Origin of the sequence: Mycobacterium bulgaricum (genome assembly GCF_041287165.2) — a bacterium.
Taxonomy (GTDB): Bacteria; Actinomycetota; Actinomycetes; order Mycobacteriales; family Mycobacteriaceae; genus Mycobacterium; species Mycobacterium bulgaricum.
In genome coordinates, this window is sequence record NZ_JBGGKV020000003.1 from 350,923 (window position 1) to 367,623 (window position 16,701).

14 protein-coding genes are annotated in these 16,701 nt (G+C 68.8%); 6 read left to right on the forward strand and 8 right to left on the reverse strand.

Annotation, left to right across the window (positions count from 1 at the left end; genetic code table 11):
* Positions 1–13: 13 nt before the first annotated feature.
* Positions 14–1,018: a MaoC family dehydratase gene (locus ACAG24_RS12605; RefSeq protein ID WP_370473394.1), complete on the reverse strand. Its 1,005-nt coding sequence runs from the start codon at positions 1,016–1,018 to the stop codon at positions 14–16.
* Positions 1,019–1,058: 40 nt separating this feature from the next.
* On the opposite strand from ACAG24_RS12605, the gene ACAG24_RS12610 reads away from it, so the two are divergent.
* The gene (locus ACAG24_RS12610) at positions 1,059–2,252 is read left to right on the forward strand and encodes an acyl-CoA dehydrogenase family protein (protein ID WP_370473395.1); all 1,194 of its coding nucleotides are present in this window, start codon (positions 1,059–1,061) and stop codon (positions 2,250–2,252) included.
* Positions 2,252–2,974 (forward strand): GntR family transcriptional regulator, encoded by a 723-nt coding sequence (locus ACAG24_RS12615; protein WP_370473396.1) that lies wholly within the window; start codon positions 2,252–2,254, stop codon positions 2,972–2,974. The genes ACAG24_RS12610 and ACAG24_RS12615 overlap by 1 nt, the downstream gene beginning before the upstream one ends.
* On the opposite strand, the gene ACAG24_RS12620 is transcribed toward ACAG24_RS12615, so the two are convergent.
* Positions 2,944–3,792 (reverse strand): helix-turn-helix domain-containing protein, encoded by an 849-nt coding sequence (locus ACAG24_RS12620; protein WP_370473397.1) that lies wholly within the window; start codon positions 3,790–3,792, stop codon positions 2,944–2,946. The genes ACAG24_RS12615 and ACAG24_RS12620 overlap by 31 nt on opposite strands.
* An 84-nt stretch (positions 3,793–3,876) precedes the next feature.
* On the opposite strand from ACAG24_RS12620, the gene ACAG24_RS12625 reads away from it, so the two are divergent.
* Entirely contained in the window at positions 3,877–4,605 is a 729-nt protein-coding gene (locus ACAG24_RS12625; RefSeq protein ID WP_370473398.1) for an SDR family oxidoreductase, read from the forward strand.
* Positions 4,606–4,608: 3 nt separating this feature from the next.
* Here ACAG24_RS12625 and ACAG24_RS12630 read toward each other — a convergent pair whose 3' ends face one another.
* The 5 genes from ACAG24_RS12630 to ACAG24_RS12650 form a co-directional block, all read right to left on the reverse strand.
* The gene (locus ACAG24_RS12630) at positions 4,609–5,496 is read right to left on the reverse strand and encodes an enoyl-CoA hydratase/isomerase family protein (protein ID WP_370473399.1); all 888 of its coding nucleotides are present in this window, start codon (positions 5,494–5,496) and stop codon (positions 4,609–4,611) included.
* A complete protein-coding gene (fadD4, locus tag ACAG24_RS12635; RefSeq protein WP_370473400.1) occupies positions 5,493–7,013 on the reverse strand; it encodes a fatty-acid--CoA ligase FadD4 in 1,521 nt (506 codons plus the stop codon). The genes ACAG24_RS12630 and fadD4 overlap by 4 nt, the downstream gene beginning before the upstream one ends.
* Positions 7,014–7,162: 149 nt before the next feature.
* The gene (locus ACAG24_RS12640; protein ID WP_370473401.1) at positions 7,163–8,992 is read right to left on the reverse strand and encodes a phosphoenolpyruvate carboxykinase (GTP); all 1,830 of its coding nucleotides are present in this window, start codon (positions 8,990–8,992) and stop codon (positions 7,163–7,165) included.
* Between the two features lie 162 nt (positions 8,993–9,154).
* Positions 9,155–10,375, reverse strand: a complete 1,221-nt coding sequence (locus tag ACAG24_RS12645; RefSeq protein ID WP_370473402.1) for a hypothetical protein — start codon at positions 10,373–10,375, stop codon at positions 9,155–9,157.
* Complete coding sequence (locus ACAG24_RS12650) at positions 10,375–11,352, reverse strand: hypothetical protein (RefSeq protein ID WP_370473403.1); 978 nt, start codon at positions 11,350–11,352, stop codon at positions 10,375–10,377. The genes ACAG24_RS12645 and ACAG24_RS12650 overlap by 1 nt, the downstream gene beginning before the upstream one ends.
* A gap of 149 nt (positions 11,353–11,501) precedes the next feature.
* Between ACAG24_RS12650 and trmB the strand changes: the two genes are divergently transcribed.
* From trmB to ACAG24_RS12665, 3 genes are read left to right on the forward strand one after another with little or no spacing between them, the layout of a single operon-like run.
* On the forward strand, positions 11,502–12,278 hold the full coding sequence (gene trmB, locus ACAG24_RS12655) for a tRNA (guanosine(46)-N7)-methyltransferase TrmB (protein ID WP_370473517.1): 777 nt from the start codon (positions 11,502–11,504) through the stop codon (positions 12,276–12,278).
* Positions 12,275–12,973, forward strand: a complete 699-nt coding sequence (locus ACAG24_RS12660) for an NYN domain-containing protein (RefSeq protein WP_370473404.1) — start codon at positions 12,275–12,277, stop codon at positions 12,971–12,973. The genes trmB and ACAG24_RS12660 overlap by 4 nt, the downstream gene beginning before the upstream one ends.
* A gap of 25 nt (positions 12,974–12,998) precedes the next feature.
* Positions 12,999–16,319, forward strand: a complete 3,321-nt coding sequence (locus tag ACAG24_RS12665; protein WP_370473405.1) for an MMPL family transporter — start codon at positions 12,999–13,001, stop codon at positions 16,317–16,319.
* 25 nt (positions 16,320–16,344) lie between these two features.
* On the opposite strand, the gene ACAG24_RS12670 is transcribed toward ACAG24_RS12665, so the two are convergent.
* Positions 16,345–16,695, reverse strand: coding sequence for a cupin domain-containing protein (locus ACAG24_RS12670; RefSeq protein ID WP_370473406.1), 351 nt, complete (start codon positions 16,693–16,695; stop codon positions 16,345–16,347).
* Between the last annotated feature and the right edge of the window lie 6 nt (positions 16,696–16,701).

The following is a 16,701-nucleotide window of genomic DNA, read 5'->3' on the forward strand; positions in this document are numbered from 1 at the left end:
CACCATTGTGGCCTCAGAACAGCAGCGCAGCGAACTTCCAGTCCAGGACCTGCCGGTCCTCGCCCTCTGCCGCGTAGACGGCCGACCGGAGCCGGACCACCGCGCCGCGTCCGTCGGGGAGGGCTTCCGCGCCTTCCACGGTGAGCTCGCTGTACAACGTGTCGTCCTCGTGCACCGGTCCCGTGTGGTCGCAGGACTCCCAGCCCACGACGGTGACAAGGTTCGGCAGCAACCGCGTCGCCTGGGCGAGCGCCAGGCCGATGGTGTGGCCGCCGTACACCAGCCGTTTACCGGCGATGCGCGAATCATGGTGGGTGGCCGCGATGTTCAGCGTCAGGCGAGCCAGCTCAGGTGCACTGCTGACCACGTCGGCGGTGCTGTGCAGCACCTGGCCCACCAAGCCGGGGTCGAAATGTGGTCCCGGCACCCGGGCGCGGAACGCGTCGGCGTCCCAGCCTGCCGTCGGATCGGCCACAGCATCGACGCCCCCGCCGATGTCCGACAGGTCGTCGAGATGTTCCGTCTGTACGGCGTCACTGCTCAGCGGCAGCATGGCGCAACGGTAGAAATCCAGGACGAGCCGGCCGGTGGCGTCGACCGTGGTCATCCGCAATGCGGCGAGCCCGGTTGCGGGCCGTCCCGGCTTCGGCGAATTCTGCTTGAGACCAACCACTTCGGTGCGCGTGTACAGGCTGTCGCCGATGACGGGAAACCGGTGAAAGGTGAGTCCGCGGTAGAACAGGTTGGCCTTGACCCGCTGGGTCACGAGCGTGGACTGCCCGATCGCGACATCGCACACCAGCGCCGGATGGGCGAGCGGCGCCGAAGCTCCGGTCACCGCCCGGGTCAGTTCGGTGTCCAGTGGCAGCCTCAACCGGTCCCCGATGATCGCTTGGTGCGCCGCGGCGACGCCGGGCGACAGCGTCAGCGACGGGGCGGAATCGAAGACCTGACCGACGTGCAGGTCGTCGAAGTACGGGCCCCCTTGTCTTTGGCCGTACAAAGTCACAGACGGCATGCTGGCACCGCGTCTGGACACATGTCAATATGGCTACCAAATGGCCGTACATTTGGGACATCGCGGAGGTGCACACGTGGTCGAAGGACTCAGCAGCGAAGAAGCCATGCTGGTCGAGACGGTACGCGCCTTCATCGATCGCGATGTCAAGCCCACCGTCCGCGACGTCGAGCACGCCAACACCTACCCCGAGGCGTGGATCGAGCAGATGAAGAGCATCGGCATCTACGGGCTCGCGATCCCCGAGTCCCACGGCGGCGCCCCGGTCTCCACCCGCTGCTACGTGCTGGTCACCCAGGAGCTGGCCCGCGGCTGGATGAGCCTGGCCGGCGCGATGGGCGGCCACACCGTGGTGGCGAAACTGCTGACGCTGTTCGGCACCGAGGAGCAGAAACAGCGCTACCTGCCCGCCATGGCCACCGGGGAACTGCGCGCGACGATGGCGCTGACCGAACCGGGCGGGGGTTCTGACCTCCAGGCCATGGGAACGATCGCGCGGCGCGACGGCGACGAGCTCGTGATCAACGGGGCGAAGACCTGGATCTCCAACGCCCGACGATCGGGATTGATCGCGCTGCTCTGCAAGACGGACCCCGACGCGACTCCGCGGCATGCCGGCATCTCGGTCGTTCTCGTCGAGAACCCGACCGAAGGTCTGACGGTGTCACGGGACCTGCCGAAGCTGGGCTACAAGGGCGTCGAGTCGTGCGAGCTGTCCTTCGACCAGTGCCGGGTGCCTGCGTCGGCGATCCTCGGCGACGCGCCGGGCAGGGGCTTCTCGCAGATGATGAAAGGCCTTGAGACGGGCCGTATCCAGGTGGCGTCGCGGGCGCTGGGAGTGGCATCGGCGGCACTGGCGGATGCGCTCGCCTACGCGCAGGACAGGGAGAGCTTCGGACAGCCGATCTGGAAGCACCAGGCGGTCGGCCACTACCTCGCCGACATGGCGACGAAGCTGACCGCGGCCCGGCAGCTCACCCTCTATGCCGCCGACCGGTACGACAGCGGGGCCCGCGCCGACATGGAGGCGGGGATGGCCAAGCTCTTCGCCTCGGAAGTCGCGATGGACATCGCCCTCAACGCCGTCCGCATCCACGGGGGCTACGGGTACTCGACCGAATACGACGTCGAGCGCTACTTCCGCGATGCACCTCTGATGATCGTCGGCGAAGGCACCAACGAGATCCAGCGCAACGTCATCGCCGGACAGCTGGTGGCCCGGGGCGGCATCTGATGACGCCCGCGTATCAGGTTCTGCGGGAACGGCTTCGAGACGAGATCGCCGCGGGCCGATACCCGGACGGCACCCGGTTGCCCACGGAATCGGAGCTGGTGGCACGTCACGGGCTGTCGCGCCAGACGGTCCGGCGTGCGTTCCAGGATCTGGTCGCCGAGGGTTCGGTGTACCGGGTGCCGGGGCGCGGCAGCTACGCGAGCGAGGTGGGCAGGCGCTATCTGCGCCAGCTCGGATCCATCGAGGACCTGATGAGCCTGTCCGACGACACCACCATGGAGGTCCTCGACGGGCTGCGCCGTCGCGTGGACATCGACGCCGCCAGCCGGTTGCGACTGAACGGCGATGTGGTGTACACCGTTGTCTTCCGGCGATTGCACGACGGAATCGCATTCGGCCACACCGTGGTTCACCTTCCGCCCGCGGTGGCCGCCCCTGTGCTCGGGTCGCGGTCGCTGGCGTCGGGAGCGGTGACGACGCACACCGTCATCGGATTGCTCGAACCGCACCTGGACAGGCCGATCGCCGAAGCGGCACAGTCGATCACGGTGACCGCAGCCGACGGTGCCGCCGCAGCAGCGGTGGCGTGCGAGCCCGGCCATCCGATGCTGCGAGTGGACCGGTTGTACTCCGACGACGCGAGCCGCCCCGTAGAACTCGCCGTCAGCCAGTTCCTGCCCGAGCAGTACACCTACCGTGTCACGTTGAAGCGTTCGGGGTGACCGTCATCGTTGCGGCTGGCAGCGATGCTGCCGAGCAGCGTGAGCGCGTCGGCACTGGGGCTACCCGGGTCGGCGTCGTAGACGATGAGCTCCTGGCCGGGTGCGGCACGGACGTCGAACGTCTGCATGTTCAGCGTCACCGTGCCCACTTCAGGGTGTCGGAACGTCTTGCGTGCCAGACACTTCCGCCGTGCATCGCGGCGCTCCCAGAGGGTGCGGAACTCGTCTGAGGCGAGCAGATCTGCGAGCACGGCCCGGGCGCGGGGGTCCTCGGGTGCGGCCCCATAGGCCATCCGGAAGCCGGCGACGGAGTCTGCGGCGACGGCCTCCCAGTCGGCGTAGAAATCACGGGCACGCGGGTCGGTGAAGACGAGCAGCATGAGGTTGCCGACCGCCCCGAGCTCACCGAACAGCGCGGTGGCCATCGGGTTCGCGGCCAGAATGTCGTAAGCCCGGTTGTAGACCAGCGCCGGGTTGTCCGGCCAGGCCTCCATCAGCCGCATCAGACCCGGGTCGACCCGGTCGGGGTGCGGCTGCCTCGGCGCCCGAGGGGTGTGTCCTGCCAGCCTGAAAAGATGTGTGCGGCCGTCGTCGTCGAGGCGCAGCGTCGCGGCGAGGGCGTCGAGCACCTGCACCGACGGGGACCGTTCCCTGCCCTGCTCCAGACGGCCGTAGTAGTCGACGCTGACGCCGGCCAGAAGTGCCACTTCCTCCCTGCGCAGCCCCGGGACGCGGCGCACGCCGGTACTGGTCAACCCGACATCGGCGGGACGCAGTGCGGCGCGCCTGCTCTTGAGGTAGTCACCCAGTTCGGCCACTCCCCCACCCTAGGCGCGCATTCCCCACGTGCCTGGGTGTAGTGCACCCTGGTTCGCGAGCGATGCAGCGCTGATGCTGGGGTCATGACTGAATCGAAGATCATCGTCGTCACAGGAGCCAGCAGCGGGATCGGCGAAGCGGTGGCGCAGCGTCTCGCCGCCGACGGACACCATGTGGTCGCGGGTGCGCGTCGCGAGGACCGCCTCGACCACCTCGCCGCGACAATTCGAGAGGCCGGCGGCAGCATCGAGACGCGCCGGCTCGACGTCACCGACCGCGCGGACGTCGCCGCGTTCGTCGACGCGACGGTGGCTGCGCACGGTCGGGTGGATGTCGTCGTCAACAACGCCGGGGTGATGCCGCTGTCGCGGCTCGACGCCGGGCTCGTCGACGAGTGGGATCAGATGATCGACGTGAACGTCCGCGGGTTGCTCAACTTCATCGCCGCCGCGCTGCCCCAATTCGAGCGCCAGGGCGGCGGTCACTTCATCACCGTGGCCTCGATCGGGGCGCACGAGGTGGTGCCGACAGCGGCGGTGTACTGCGCGACCAAGTACGCCGCATGGGCGATCACCGAGGGTCTGCGGATGGAGTCCGATCCGTCGATCCGCGTGACGACCGTCTCGCCCGGCGTCGTCGAATCGGAACTCGCGGAGACGATCTCGGATCCGACCGCCGCCGCGGCGATGCAGGAGTACCGGGCGGCCGCGATCTCCCCGGACGCGATCGCGCGGGGCATCTCCTACGCGGTCAACGAGCCCGCGGACGTCGACGTCAACGAGCTGATCATCCGCCCCGCCCGGCAGCGCTGACAGTCAACCGATTTCGTCCACGAGGCCCCAGCGCAGCGCGGTCGCCGCGTCGATGGAACGGCCCGACAGCACGAGATAGGCGGTGCGCCACCGGCCGATACGGCGGGTGATGCTGACGGTGCCGCCGGCTCCCGGGATCAGGCCGAGCGCCAGTTCCGGGAGTCCGAGCACCGCGTCGGGATGGCAGGTGACCCATCCGCAGTACGCGGCCATCTCCAAGCCGCTGCCCTGCACCTGACCGTGGATCTCCGCGCGGCAGCCCCGCCCCAGCCGGGCGGCGATCTCGTCGAGCACAAGTGCGGGGCTGTGCCGGGTGCGGGCGATGTGGGCGCCGGCCGGGTCGGCGAAGGTGCCGAACTCCGCGAGGTCGCCGCCGCTGCAGAACGACGGCCCGTTACCGGTCAGGACCATCTCGGTCACCGAGGGGTCCAGGCGTGCGACCTCAAGGGCCTCGAGCAGGGCCGCCCTGGCATCGGTGGAGAATGCGTTGTGCCGCTGAGGCCGGTTGAAGCGGACTGTCAGCCGGTCGCTGTCACGTTCAGCGACAACAGGATTCGGGATCTGCGGCACCACGGCGGGACCTCGCTCGGCCAGCCAGCGCGCGAACTCCGGGCCGGACTGCAGCGTCGAGTAGGCCAGCGATTCGGTGATGACGCCGGTGAACGTGGAGCCCGCGGGGTCGAAGGCGCGCAGCACGTCGCCGCAGACCGCCGCCGCCTGCGGCCAGCGCTCGCAGCGCTCGGTGAGCTCGGCGAGCGCGTCGGGAACCGACGTCACGGTGACAGCGCGAGGGTCGTCGGTGACGTCCTCGGTCAAGGTGAAGGTCGCGCCGTCGGGGCCGTCTGGGGGCTCCCCGACGGCGACCAGCACTCCCCCGGCCAGTTCGTTCACGAGTACTTGCTTATCAGCTCCTGCTTGTAGAGCTTGCCGGTGTCGGTGCGCGGAAGTTGCGTCTCGAACGAGATCGAGCGCGGGCACTTGTAGTGCGCCAGTCGGTCTCGCAGCCAGCCGATCAGTTCCTCGGCGAACTCGGGGGTGGCATCGGCGGGGTCGACGGTCTGCACGACACCCTTGACCCGCTGGCCCATCTCGTCGTCGGGAATGCCGAACACCGCGGCGTCCATCACCTTCGGGTGGGTCACGAGCAGGTTCTCGGCTTCCTGCGGATAGATGTTCACCCCGCCCGAGATGATCATGTGGTGCCTGCGATCGGTGAGGTAGAGGTAGCCCTCCTCGTCGACATAGCCGATGTCCCCCACCGTCTTCCAGCCGTGGGTGTCGCGCGACTTCGCCGTCTTGTCGGGATCGTTGAGGTATTCGAAGTCGAAGCCGCCCTCGAAGTAGATCTCGCCGGCCTCACCCGGGGGCAGCTCGGTGCCGTCCTCGCCGACGATGTGCAGCGCGCCGGCCAGCGGACGCCCGACGGAGCCCGGGTGGGTCAGCCACTCCTCGGCGGTGATGAGTGTGGACCCGTGGGCCTCGGACGACGCGTAGTACTCGTCGACGATGGGGCCCCACCAGTCGATCATCTGCTTCTTGATCTCGACGGGGCACGGGGCGGCGGCATGCATGACCCGCTCCAGGCTCGACACGTCATAGGAGGTGCGGACCTCGTCGGGGAGCTTGAGCATGCGGGTGAACATCACCGGCACGAACTGGCCATGTGTCACCCGGTGTTTGGCGATCGCGTCGAGCGCACCCTCGGCGTCGAACTTCTCCATGACCACCGTGGTGATACCGCCGGCCTGGGTCTGCATCGACCACACCGACGGCGCCGTGTGGTACAGCGGCGCGGGGCTCAGGTAGACGGCGTCGGGGTGCATCCAGAACGAGACCAGGGCGGCCATCAAGCCCGGGGACTCCGACGGCGGCACGTGCGGCAGTGCGCGTTTGATGCCCTTCGGGCGACCGGTGGTGCCAGAGGAGTACTGCAGCAGGTCGCCCTCAATCTCGTCGTCGATCGGTGTATCAGGCTGCCCTGCAACGCATTCGGGGTAGCTCTGCCAGCCGTCGAGCTGTCCGTCGGCGATGATGAGCACCGGGGGGAGGCCCTTGGGGAGTTCGGGGCCGAGCCCGGCGAGGGTGTCCTTGAGCTTGCCCGAGCCGACGATGGCCTTCGCGTTGCTGTTGTCGACGATGTAGGCGGCCTCGGCCGCGGTCAGGTGCGTGTTGATCGGCACGTAGTAGAGGCCGCAGCGACGCGCGGCCCACATGACCGCGTGCACGTGCTCGTTGTTTTCCATCAGGATCGCGACGGCGTCTCCCTCGACGAGGCCGGCCTCGCGGAACAGATGCGCCAGCCGGTTCGCCCGGGCCTCCAGCTCGCCGAACGTCACCACCGTTCCGGACGGATACATGATGATGGCGGGCTTGTCAGGGGCGGCAACGGCGGTGTCGCGGATCTGCATGGCAAGACTCTACAAAACGAAAGTTGACACCTGTCAAGTGGTGGCGGCGAGCGCGTTGCCGCCCGCGAGCGCGCGCAAATGCACAACGCGAGCGGCGTGTCTGTGGGCAGACACGCGCGCTCGCGGTGCGAAGGAACTACCAGTGCGGACTAGGCCTCTTCGGCGAGGCGGGTCTTCAGCGCGTCGAACTCGTCCTTGATGCCGGTCGGCAGCTTCTCGCCGACGAACTCGAACCACTCCTCGATCAACGGGAGCTCGGCACGCCATTCGTCGGCGTTGACCTTCAGCGCCTCGTCGACGTCGGCCGGGTTCACGTCGAGGCCTTCGAGGTCGAGATCCGCCGCTGTGGGCACGATGCCGATCGGGGTGCTCTTGCCCTCGGCCGTGTGCTCGATGCGCTCGATGGCCCACTTCAGGACGCGGCTGTTCTCGCCGAAGCCGGGCCACAGGAAGCGGCCGTCGTCGCCGCGGCGGAACCAGTTGACGAAGAACACCTTCGGCAGCTGCGACTCGTCGGCCTGCTTGCCGATGTTGATCCAGTGCTGGAAGTAGTCGCCGACGTTGTAGCCGAGGAACGGCAGCATCGCCATCGGGTCGCGGCGGACGGTGCCGACCTTGCCCTCGGCGGCGGCGGTCTGCTCGGAGCCCAGCGTGGCGCCGATGAAGACGCCGTGCTGCCAATCGCGGGCCTCGGTGATCAGAGGGACGGTGGTCTTGCGACGGCCGCCGAACAGGATCGCCGAGATCGGCACACCCTGGGGGTCGTCCCACTCCGGCGCCAGCGTCGGGCACTGCGAGATCGGGGTGCAGTAGCGCGAATTCGGGTGCGCGGCTTTGGTTTCCGTCTCCCGCAGGATCCAGTCGTTGCCCTTCCAGTCGATCAGGTGATCGGGCTCGCCCTCCAGGCCCTCCCACCAGACGTCACCATCGTCGGTCTTGGCGACGTTGGTGAAGACGGTGTTGCCTGCGGCGATGGTCTTCATGGCGTTGGGGTTGGAGTCCCAGTTGGTGCCCGGCGCGACGCCGAAGAAGCCGAACTCGGGGTTGACGGCGTAGAGTCGGCCGTCCTTGCCGAACCGCATCCACGCGATGTCGTCGCCGACCGTCTCGGCGCGCCAGCCCGGAATCGTGGGCTGCAGCATCGCGAGGTTCGTCTTGCCGCACGCCGACGGGAACGCCGCGGCGATGAAGTAGGCCTTGTTCTCGGGCGAGATGAGTTTGACGATCAGCATGTGCTCGGCGAGCCAGCCCTCGTCATGGGCCATCGCCGAGGCGATGCGCAGCGAGTAGCACTTCTTGCCCAGCAGCGCGTTGCCGCCGTACCCGGAGCCGTAGCTCCAGATCTCGCGGGTCTCCGGGAAGTGGGTGATGTACTTCGTGTCGTTGCACGGCCACGGCACGTCCTGCTCGCCCTCTTCGAGCGGAGCGCCGAGCGAGTGCAACGCCTTGACGAAGAACCCGTCCTCGCCGATCTTCTCCAACGCCTTGCTGCCCATCCGGGTCATCGTGCGCATCGAGACGACGACGTATTCGGAGTCGGTCAGCTCGACGCCGAGCTTGGGATCCTCGGCGTCCAGCGGACCCATGCAGAACGGCACCACCCACAGGGTGCGGCCGCGCATCGAGCCGCGGTAGAGATCGGTCATGATGCCGCGCATCTCGGCCGGGTCCATCCAGTTGTTGGTGGGGCCTGCGTCGATCTCACGTTGCGAGCAGATGAAGGTGCGCGACTCGACGCGCGCCACGTCGGACGGATCGGACAGCGCGAGGTAGGAGTTCGGCTGCTTCTCGTTGTTCAGTTTCTGGAACGTGCCCGCATCGACGAGTTGCTGCGCGAGGCGTTCGTACTCTTCCTGCGAACCGTCGGCCCACGCGACGCGATCCGGCTGTGTCAGCTCGGCAACTTCGCGAACCCACGCGAGCAGTCCCTGGTGCTTGGTCGGTGCGGAATCCAGTCCCGGAATGGTCGCTGCGGTCATGCTGTGTTGTCTCCCTGCATCTTCTGCGAAAGGTCTGCCAGAACGCGGGCGGCGCCGAAAAGCGAGTTCATACGCTCGTCCCCTCGGTGGCAGCCACGGCCGTCACTGTGTATTGAGGTTAACGCGGGTGACATACCCGCGGGAATTCAGGACTATGTCCATTCACTCACAGGAACGATTCAGATGGCCGTCACCGGGAGGTCTACCGGTGGGTAACAAGCTGGGGTCTTTCTGAAGACGGGCGAGTTTCCGAATTTCGACGTCGATCGACGCGATTCTGCGGGCGAATTCGGCGTCCCGTTCCGATGCCGCAGCGGCTTCGTCCGACGCCAGAACGGCTTCGGCGTCGAGCATGCCGGCAGCCACCTTCTCTTCTGCGGCGGCACGCACGGCGGCGCAGACGTCGGCCACCCACGCGTGGAGAACCGCCCGGACATGGAGAAGGGCGCGGGCCCGGATCACCCATACCGCAGTGGCCGCCCCCAGGCCGACGCCTGCGGCCAGACCCGCAGCGGCGAGCCCCGGCGCCAGCCCGGCCGCGAACCGGGTCACCACCAGCGCGACCCCGAACCCGAAACCGGCCCCCAGCACGGCCGTCAACCGGCTTTCCAGTCGGCGCGATCGCAGCGGCGGATCCGCGAAGCCGACCGGTGACGGCGGGGCCGCCTGGTCGGTGTACGCGACGATGTCGCTGTCGATCTCGGCCAGCACGTCGCCGCAGCGGTGCCTGACGTGGTCGGCGAAACCGCGCACGTCGCGGCGACGCATCGACGCGGCCTCGCCGACCAGCTCGGTGCGCAGGTCCGCACACCGCCTGCGCGCAGCCTGCGTCAGAGTCAGCCGCGTGTGCTGGACCTCGCTCCGTAGCCTGCGCCCTCGCTCGGAGGCTGCCAGCCGCCTGCGCCGTGCCAGTTCGTCCCGCTCCCCTCCGAGCACAGCAAGACGGGCCTCGTTCCCGCGCAACAGATTTCGGTTACGCGTCGTCGGATCGTAAAGCTCGGTGTGCAGCAGGCCGACGAGCTCGTCCACGGAGGGTTCCCCCAGCCGGGGCGCCGCCGCCGCGCCGACCCACACCACATGAGGCCCGAGCAGCTCCCGATCGGCCGCGAGAACATCCCGCCAACCCCGATGGTCGTCGATCTTGGACACCACGGCGATCACCAGGTCCGCATCCGGGACGGAACCCAATATTGCGCAATCGGATTCGACCAGCGGCGCGACGGCCGACGTGACGAAGACGACCGCGGCCACCGCGTCGGTCGCCGTGACCCCGCCGGACTCGACGAACCGGGTCGACGGCATCCGCTGCCCCAGCGCACCGACCATGGCGGTGACCCCGGCACGCGGTGGACCCGCCACCAGCACCACCTCCGGTGCGCTCATCACACCTCGCCGAGAAGGCGAAGCGAGCCGCGCGAGATGTCTGCCGCGCACCGGCGGTGGAGTGCGCCGAGCGGGCCATCGGCATACCTGCGCCACCGCAGCGCGCGGCGCAGGTGGGCATCCGGGTCATCGCCGGGGTCGACCCCGACACCGGATGCCTCCACCACGGCGACAGCCGCCGCCATCACCGCGATCACGACCTCGTCGGAAGCCAGGAACGCGGCGAGATCGTCGTCGCGGGATTCGGTGGCCGTCCGCTGCAGTTCCGCCAGCGCGGCACGCACCCGCCGGTATCCGACTTCGGCACCGACGTCGGCCAGCTTCGCGACGACGTCGTCGACCTGACTCACCTTTCGCAGTCCGGCCGCCACCGAGACGGCGTCCTCACCCTCGACGACGGCCAGCACGGCGTGGGCCAGGCCGAAGCGGTCGAGGCGTTCGAGCAGACGTTGCCGGACGGGCATGGGAACGACATGCTCGGATCCGACGAAGGCATCGACAGACGCCAGGTCAGCGGGAGCGGCGGCCAGGGCCCGGAGCGCATCGATCAGCTGGTCGTCGAGCACGACATCGGCGAGGTGGGCGACCATCGGCACGGCGGGCCGACCCACGTCGACGGCGATGTCGTCGGCGACGCGTCTCGCCGCGGCGAGCGGTCCACCGACCACCCGGCCGGACAGATCGGCCTTGTTCACGACGACCACCGACGGACGATCACCGCGCAGCGCCCGCCGGTCCTCGGGCTTGAGCGCCTCGGCGATGACGACGACACGAACGTCGGCCGCATCCGCCACGACGCCGACCCCGGCGCCGGTAAGAGCGCGGGCCACCGCCCCGCGACCCACGCCGGGGCGGCCCACCACGGCGACCGAGACGGGAGCGCGCAATCGCGCTTCGATCGCGTGCAGACGCGGTGCGCTCGACACCGCAGCGTAGCGTGCCAGAACATCGGCCAGCGCCGGACACGTTGACGACATGGATACAGCCCCCCTGGTACATCGTGGCACCGGTCCGGGGAGGGTGACGACACCTCTTTTGCCCGTCGGCGGCCTGGGTAACCGGCCGTACCAGGAGTAGGCAACTGTTGGGTATCAATCTGTAACACGATGCGGGGAGCACGCCCTTGATAGGCGACGATGGACGGATGCAGTCAACCGGTTCCGAGGTCGCCGCGTCCGTGGCGCCGGACACCGGGGAGGCCCCTCACCCGCATTTCAACCGGCGCGTCACCAGCTTCCGTGCCCGCCGCTCGACCATCTCGGACAACCAGCAGGCCGTCTGGGACCGGCTGTGGCCCGAGCTGGGGCGGCAGGCCCGCGACGGCGACGACCCGGCGGGGCTGCTGGACACCGATGCGTGGTTCGGCAGGCACGCTCCCGTCGTCCTGGAGATCGGCTGCGGCACCGGCACCTCGACGTTGGCGATGGCCCAGGCCGAGTCCGGCATCGACGTCGTCGCCGTCGAGGTCTACCGGCGCGGGCTGGCGCAACTGCTGAGCGCGATCGACCGTCAGGGCGTGCCGAACATCCGGTTGATACGCGGGGACGGCGTCGACGTGCTCACCTTCATGTTCGCGCCCGAGTCGCTGACCGGCGTCCGGGTGTTCTTCCCCGACCCGTGGCCCAAGGCCCGCCACCACAAGAGGCGTCTGCTGCAGCCGGACACCGTGGCGCTGATCGCCGACCGCCTCCGCCCCGGCGGGGTGCTGCACGCGGCCACCGACCACCAGGGTTATGCCGAGCACATCGCCGAGGTCGGCGACGCCGAGCCCCGGTTGCGCCGCGTCGCCGTCGAAGACGCCGCAGACCTGCCGATCTCGGTGTCCCGGCCCGTGACGAAGTACGAGCGCAAGGCGCTCGCAGGTCCGATCGTGACCGAACTGCTCTGGGAGAAGGCGCCGTGAGCCTCACCGACACCCCCGAGGTCGTCACACCCGCCGAGCTCGGCGCCGAGACCGCACCGCAGGCCGGCCGGGTACTGCTCGTCTGGGACGCCCCGAACCTCGACATGGGTCTCGGATCGATCCTCGGCGGCCGCCCCACCGCGGCGCACCGGCCGCGATTCGACGCCCTGGGCCGCTGGCTGCTGTCCCGAACCGCCGACCTGTCCGCCGAGTACGCGGGAACCGGACGGTCGGTGGCGCTGGAACCCGAGGCAACGGTGTTCACCAACATCGCCCCCGGCAGCGCCGACGTCGTCCGGCCATGGGTGGAAGCGCTGCGTAACGTGGGCTTCGCGGTGTTCGCCAAGCCGAAGGTGGACGAAGACAGCGACGTCGACAGCGACATGCTGGCCCACATCGCCCTGCGCGACAGCCAGGGGCTCGCCGGTCTGATCGTGGCCTCCGCCGACGGTCAGGCGTTCAAACTGCCGCTGGAGGACATCGCCAGGAACGGCGTCAAGGTCCAGGTGCTCGGATTTCGCGAACATGCCAGTTGGGCGTTAGCGTCGGATACCTTGGAGTTCGTCGATCTGGAGGACATCGCTGGTGTCTTCCGGGAACCGTTACCGCGGATCGGACTCGATTCGCTACCCGAGCAGGGCGCTTGGCTGCAGCCATTCAGGCCGCTGTCGTCGCTACTGACCTCGCGCGTCTAGAAAACTAAAGCTTAAGGAGCTGAACGTGTTCGCCTGGTGGGGTCGAACGGTGTACCAGTACCGATACATAGTGATCGGTGTCATGGTCGCACTGTGCCTGGGCGGCGGCGTCTACGGCATCAGCCTGGGACAGCACGTCACCCAGAGCGGGTTCTATGACGAAGGCAGCCAGTCTGTCCACGCGTCGCTGGTATCCGACGAGGCCTATGGCCGCGACCGCACCAGCCACGTCGTGGCGATCCTCACGCCGCCCGACGGCGAGAAGGTCACCGATCCGGAGTGGATCAAGTCGACCACCGATGAGCTGAACGCTCTGGTCGCCGACCACGAAGACCAGATCGTCAGCTGGGTCGGCTGGCTGCGCGCACCCGACAGCGATTCCCCGACCGTCCAGCAGATGAAGACCGCCGACGAGTCGAAGACTTTCATCAGCATCCCGCTCAAGGGCGACGACGACGACGAGATCCTCAAGAACTATCAGGCCATCGAACCCCAGCTGTCCGAGGTCAACGACGGCCGCATCCAGCTGGCCGGGCTGAACCCGCTCGCCAGTGAGCTGACCGGAACCATCGGCGAGGACCAGAAGCGTGCCGAGGTGGCCGCCATCCCGCTGGTCTGCGTCGTGCTCTTCTTCGTCTTCGGCGGCGTCATCGCCGCGGCGCTGCCCGGCATCATCGGCGGTCTGACCATCGCCGGCGCACTCGGCATCATGCGGGTGTTCGCCGAGTTCATGCCCGTGCACTTCTTCGCCCAGCCCGTCGTCACGCTGATGGGCTTGGGCATCGCGATCGACTACGGCCTGTTCATGGTCAGCCGATTCCGGGAGGAACTCGCGGAGGGCTACGACACGGAGGCCGCCGTGCGGCGAGCCGTGATGACCTCGGGCCGCACGATCATGTTCTCGGCCGTCATCCTGGTCGCGTCCTCGGTGCCGCTGCTGCTGTTCCCACAGGGCTTCCTGAAGTCGATCACCTACGCGATCATCGCGTCGGTCATGCTCGCGGCGATCCTGTCGATCACCGTGCTGCCCGCCGCGCTCGGCATCCTCGGTCCCCGCGTCGACGCGCTCGGCGTGCGCTGGCTGCTCAAGTTCATCCAGTCCGACGTCAGCTCGGACCCCTCGAACACGAAGACCAACACGCTGGCCATCGCGTCGATCCCGACGGGCCTGCTGGTGCCGCCGGTCGGTATCGCGCTCGGTCACCTGGCGCGCAAACGCATCCGGCAGACCGGCGAGCAGGGACTGCCGCTGACGGTCATCGGACTCACGCTCGGCTACGTCAGCCTGCTGGGCGGCCTCACCTATCTGGTCATGTCCAACAAGGACTCCCTGGACGGTGGCCTCTACTGGGTCATGCTCGGCGTGATCATCTTCGTCGCCGTCGTCGCGGGCGGTCTGGCACTCGCGCGGTACGTGCCGCTGGCGCGCGGGCCCATCACGTGGTGGGTCGAGTGGCTGGCCGAGAAGACGCAGAAGACCAAGACGCGCGCCGAAGTCGAGAAGGGCTTCTGGGGCAAGCTCGTCAACGTCGTGATGAAGCGGCCGATCGCGTTCGCCGCGCCGATCCTCATCGTGATGATCCTGCTGGTCATCCCACTGGGCCAGCTCGCGCTCGGCGGCATCAGCGAGAAGTACCTGCCGCCGGACAACGGGGTGCGCCAGGCGCAGGAGGATTTCGACCGCAGCTTCCCCGGCTTCCGCACCGAACCGCTGACGCTGGTCATCGAACGCCAGGACGGCGAGGCGGTCACCGACCAGCAGCTCGCCGAGGTCCGTGCCGAGGCGATGACGATCGCCGGGTTCATCGACCCGGACAACGATCCGTCCAAGATGTGGCAGGAGCGTTCGGTCCAGGAGGGCGGTTCGAAAGACCCGTCGATCCGGGTCCTGCAGAACGGCCTCGTCAACCGCAACGACGCCTCCCAGAAGATCGACGAGCTCCGCTCGATCCAGCCTCCCCGCGGACTCGACATCTCCATCGGCGGAACGCCGGCGCTGGAGCAGGACAGCATCCACAGCCTGTTCGACAAGCTGCCGCTGATGGTGGTCGTGCTGATCGTCACCACGACGATCCTGATGTTCCTCGCGTTCGGATCCATCGTGCTGCCCATCAAGGCCGCGCTGATGAGCGCGCTGACGCTCGGATCGACGATGGGCATTTTGACGTGGATGTTCGTCGACGGTCACGGCTCCGGGCTGATGAACTACACGCCGCAGCCGCTGATGGCGCCGATGATCGGCCTGATCATCGCGGTGATCTGGGGCCTGTCTACCGACTACGAGGTCTTCCTCGTCTCCCGCATGGTGGAGGCCCGCGAACGCGGCATGTCCACCGCGGAGGCGATCCGCATCGGCACCGCCACGACGGGCCGCCTCATCACCGGCGCCGCCCTGGTGCTTGCCGTGGTCGCGGGCGCGTTCGTGTTCTCCGACCTGGTGATGATGAAGTACCTGGCGTTCGGCCTGCTCATCGCGCTGCTGCTCGACGCGACGATCATCCGTATGTTCCTGGTGCCCGCGATCATGAAGCTGCTCGGAGACGACTGCTGGTGGGCGCCGCGCTGGATGAAGCGCATCCAGGAGAAGCTCGGCCTGGGCGAGACGGAGTTGCCCGATGAGCGCAAGCGCCCGACCCTGCGCGAGGAGCGCGACGAACCCGCCGAGGCACTCGTCGGCGCCGGCGGTCCGCCGCCGGTGATGGCGGGCGGCCGGGGGTTGCCGCCGCACGATCCCGGCCATCCCGGACCCGGCCGTCCCGGGCCCGGACGTCCGCCCACCGGCCCCCGGCCGGGGTTGCCGCCGCGTGCGGGCGACCCGTCTGCGCAGGGCACGACGCGCATCCCGACCGGACCGCCGCGGCCCCCGGTGGCCCCGCCGGCTCCCGCGCCGGAGGCGGAGCCGCAGACCACCCGGCTGTCGATCGCCAAGAACGCGGTGCGGAATGCGGTGAGCGGCGCGGCCGCGGCCGCGCAGCGCTCACGGCCCGACAAGCCGGCGACGCCGCAGCCCCGCGAGGAGCGCGAGATCGAATCGTGGCTCGGCGACCTGCGCGGCACCAACGCCCCGGCCGGTCCCCCGCAGCCATTGCGGCCGTCGGCCGAGCCGACCCGCGCGATGCCCGACACCGGCAGCAACGAGCCGACCACCGCGATCCCGCAGGCGCAGGGCGACGCCCCGGAAAGCGCCGACGACGATGCGGCGACGCGGGCCATCCCGGCTCAGCGCAAGACCGACGCCGACGCCGCGACGGAGAAGCTCAACACGCGCCCGGACGACGAGGCTCCCCGCCGCGGTGGCGGCGGGCTCAGCGCGCAGGACCTGCTGCGCCGCGAAGGCCGGCTGTAGCCACCCGCGTTTTCGCGAGACGGCGTCAGGCCTGGGTGAGGTAGACCTTGCGCAGGGTTTCGGTGACGGTCCATGTCGTCTCGGCGCCCGCGGCCAGACGCACCACGTCGCCGGGACCGACGTGGAGTGCGGGGCTGCCGTCGCCGAACTCGATGGTCGCCGAGCCCGCCAGGACGATGAACACCTCGTCGACCTCGACGTCGGTGGCGACGCCCGGCGTCATCTCCCAGACGCCCACCTCGACGCCGTGGAAGTCGGTCAGTTCCGCCGCCCCGGTCCGTGGGTCGCCGTCGACACGTTGGTCGCCGGGCACCGCCTCGTGGTCGAGGTCGAGGTCGGCGGCGCGGGCCGCGCTGTTGGATCCGAGTTCGCCCATGTCGGG

Excerpts from the sequence above, each read along its gene's own strand:
- fadD4 (WP_370473400.1), bottom strand. The coding sequence starts at position 7,013 with ATGCAGATCCGCGACACCGCCGTTGCCGCCCCTGACAAGCCCGCCATC.
- ACAG24_RS12645 (WP_370473402.1), bottom strand. The coding sequence starts at position 10,375 with ATGAGCGCACCGGAGGTGGTGCTGGTGGCGGGTCCACCGCGTGCCGGG.
- ACAG24_RS12615 (WP_370473396.1), top strand. The coding sequence starts at position 2,252 with ATGACGCCCGCGTATCAGGTTCTGCGGGAACGGCTTCGAGACGAGATC.
- ACAG24_RS12610 (WP_370473395.1), top strand. The coding sequence starts at position 1,059 with ATGGCCGTACATTTGGGACATCGCGGAGGTGCACACGTGGTCGAAGGA.
- ACAG24_RS12670 (WP_370473406.1), bottom strand. The coding sequence starts at position 16,695 with ATGGGCGAACTCGGATCCAACAGCGCGGCCCGCGCCGCCGACCTCGAC.
- ACAG24_RS12640 (WP_370473401.1), bottom strand. The coding sequence starts at position 8,992 with ATGACCGCAGCGACCATTCCGGGACTGGATTCCGCACCGACCAAGCAC.
- ACAG24_RS12605 (WP_370473394.1), bottom strand. The coding sequence starts at position 1,018 with ATGCCGTCTGTGACTTTGTACGGCCAAAGACAAGGGGGCCCGTACTTC.
- ACAG24_RS12650 (WP_370473403.1), bottom strand. The coding sequence starts at position 11,352 with ATGTCGTCAACGTGTCCGGCGCTGGCCGATGTTCTGGCACGCTACGCT.
- ACAG24_RS12625 (WP_370473398.1), top strand. The coding sequence starts at position 3,877 with ATGACTGAATCGAAGATCATCGTCGTCACAGGAGCCAGCAGCGGGATC.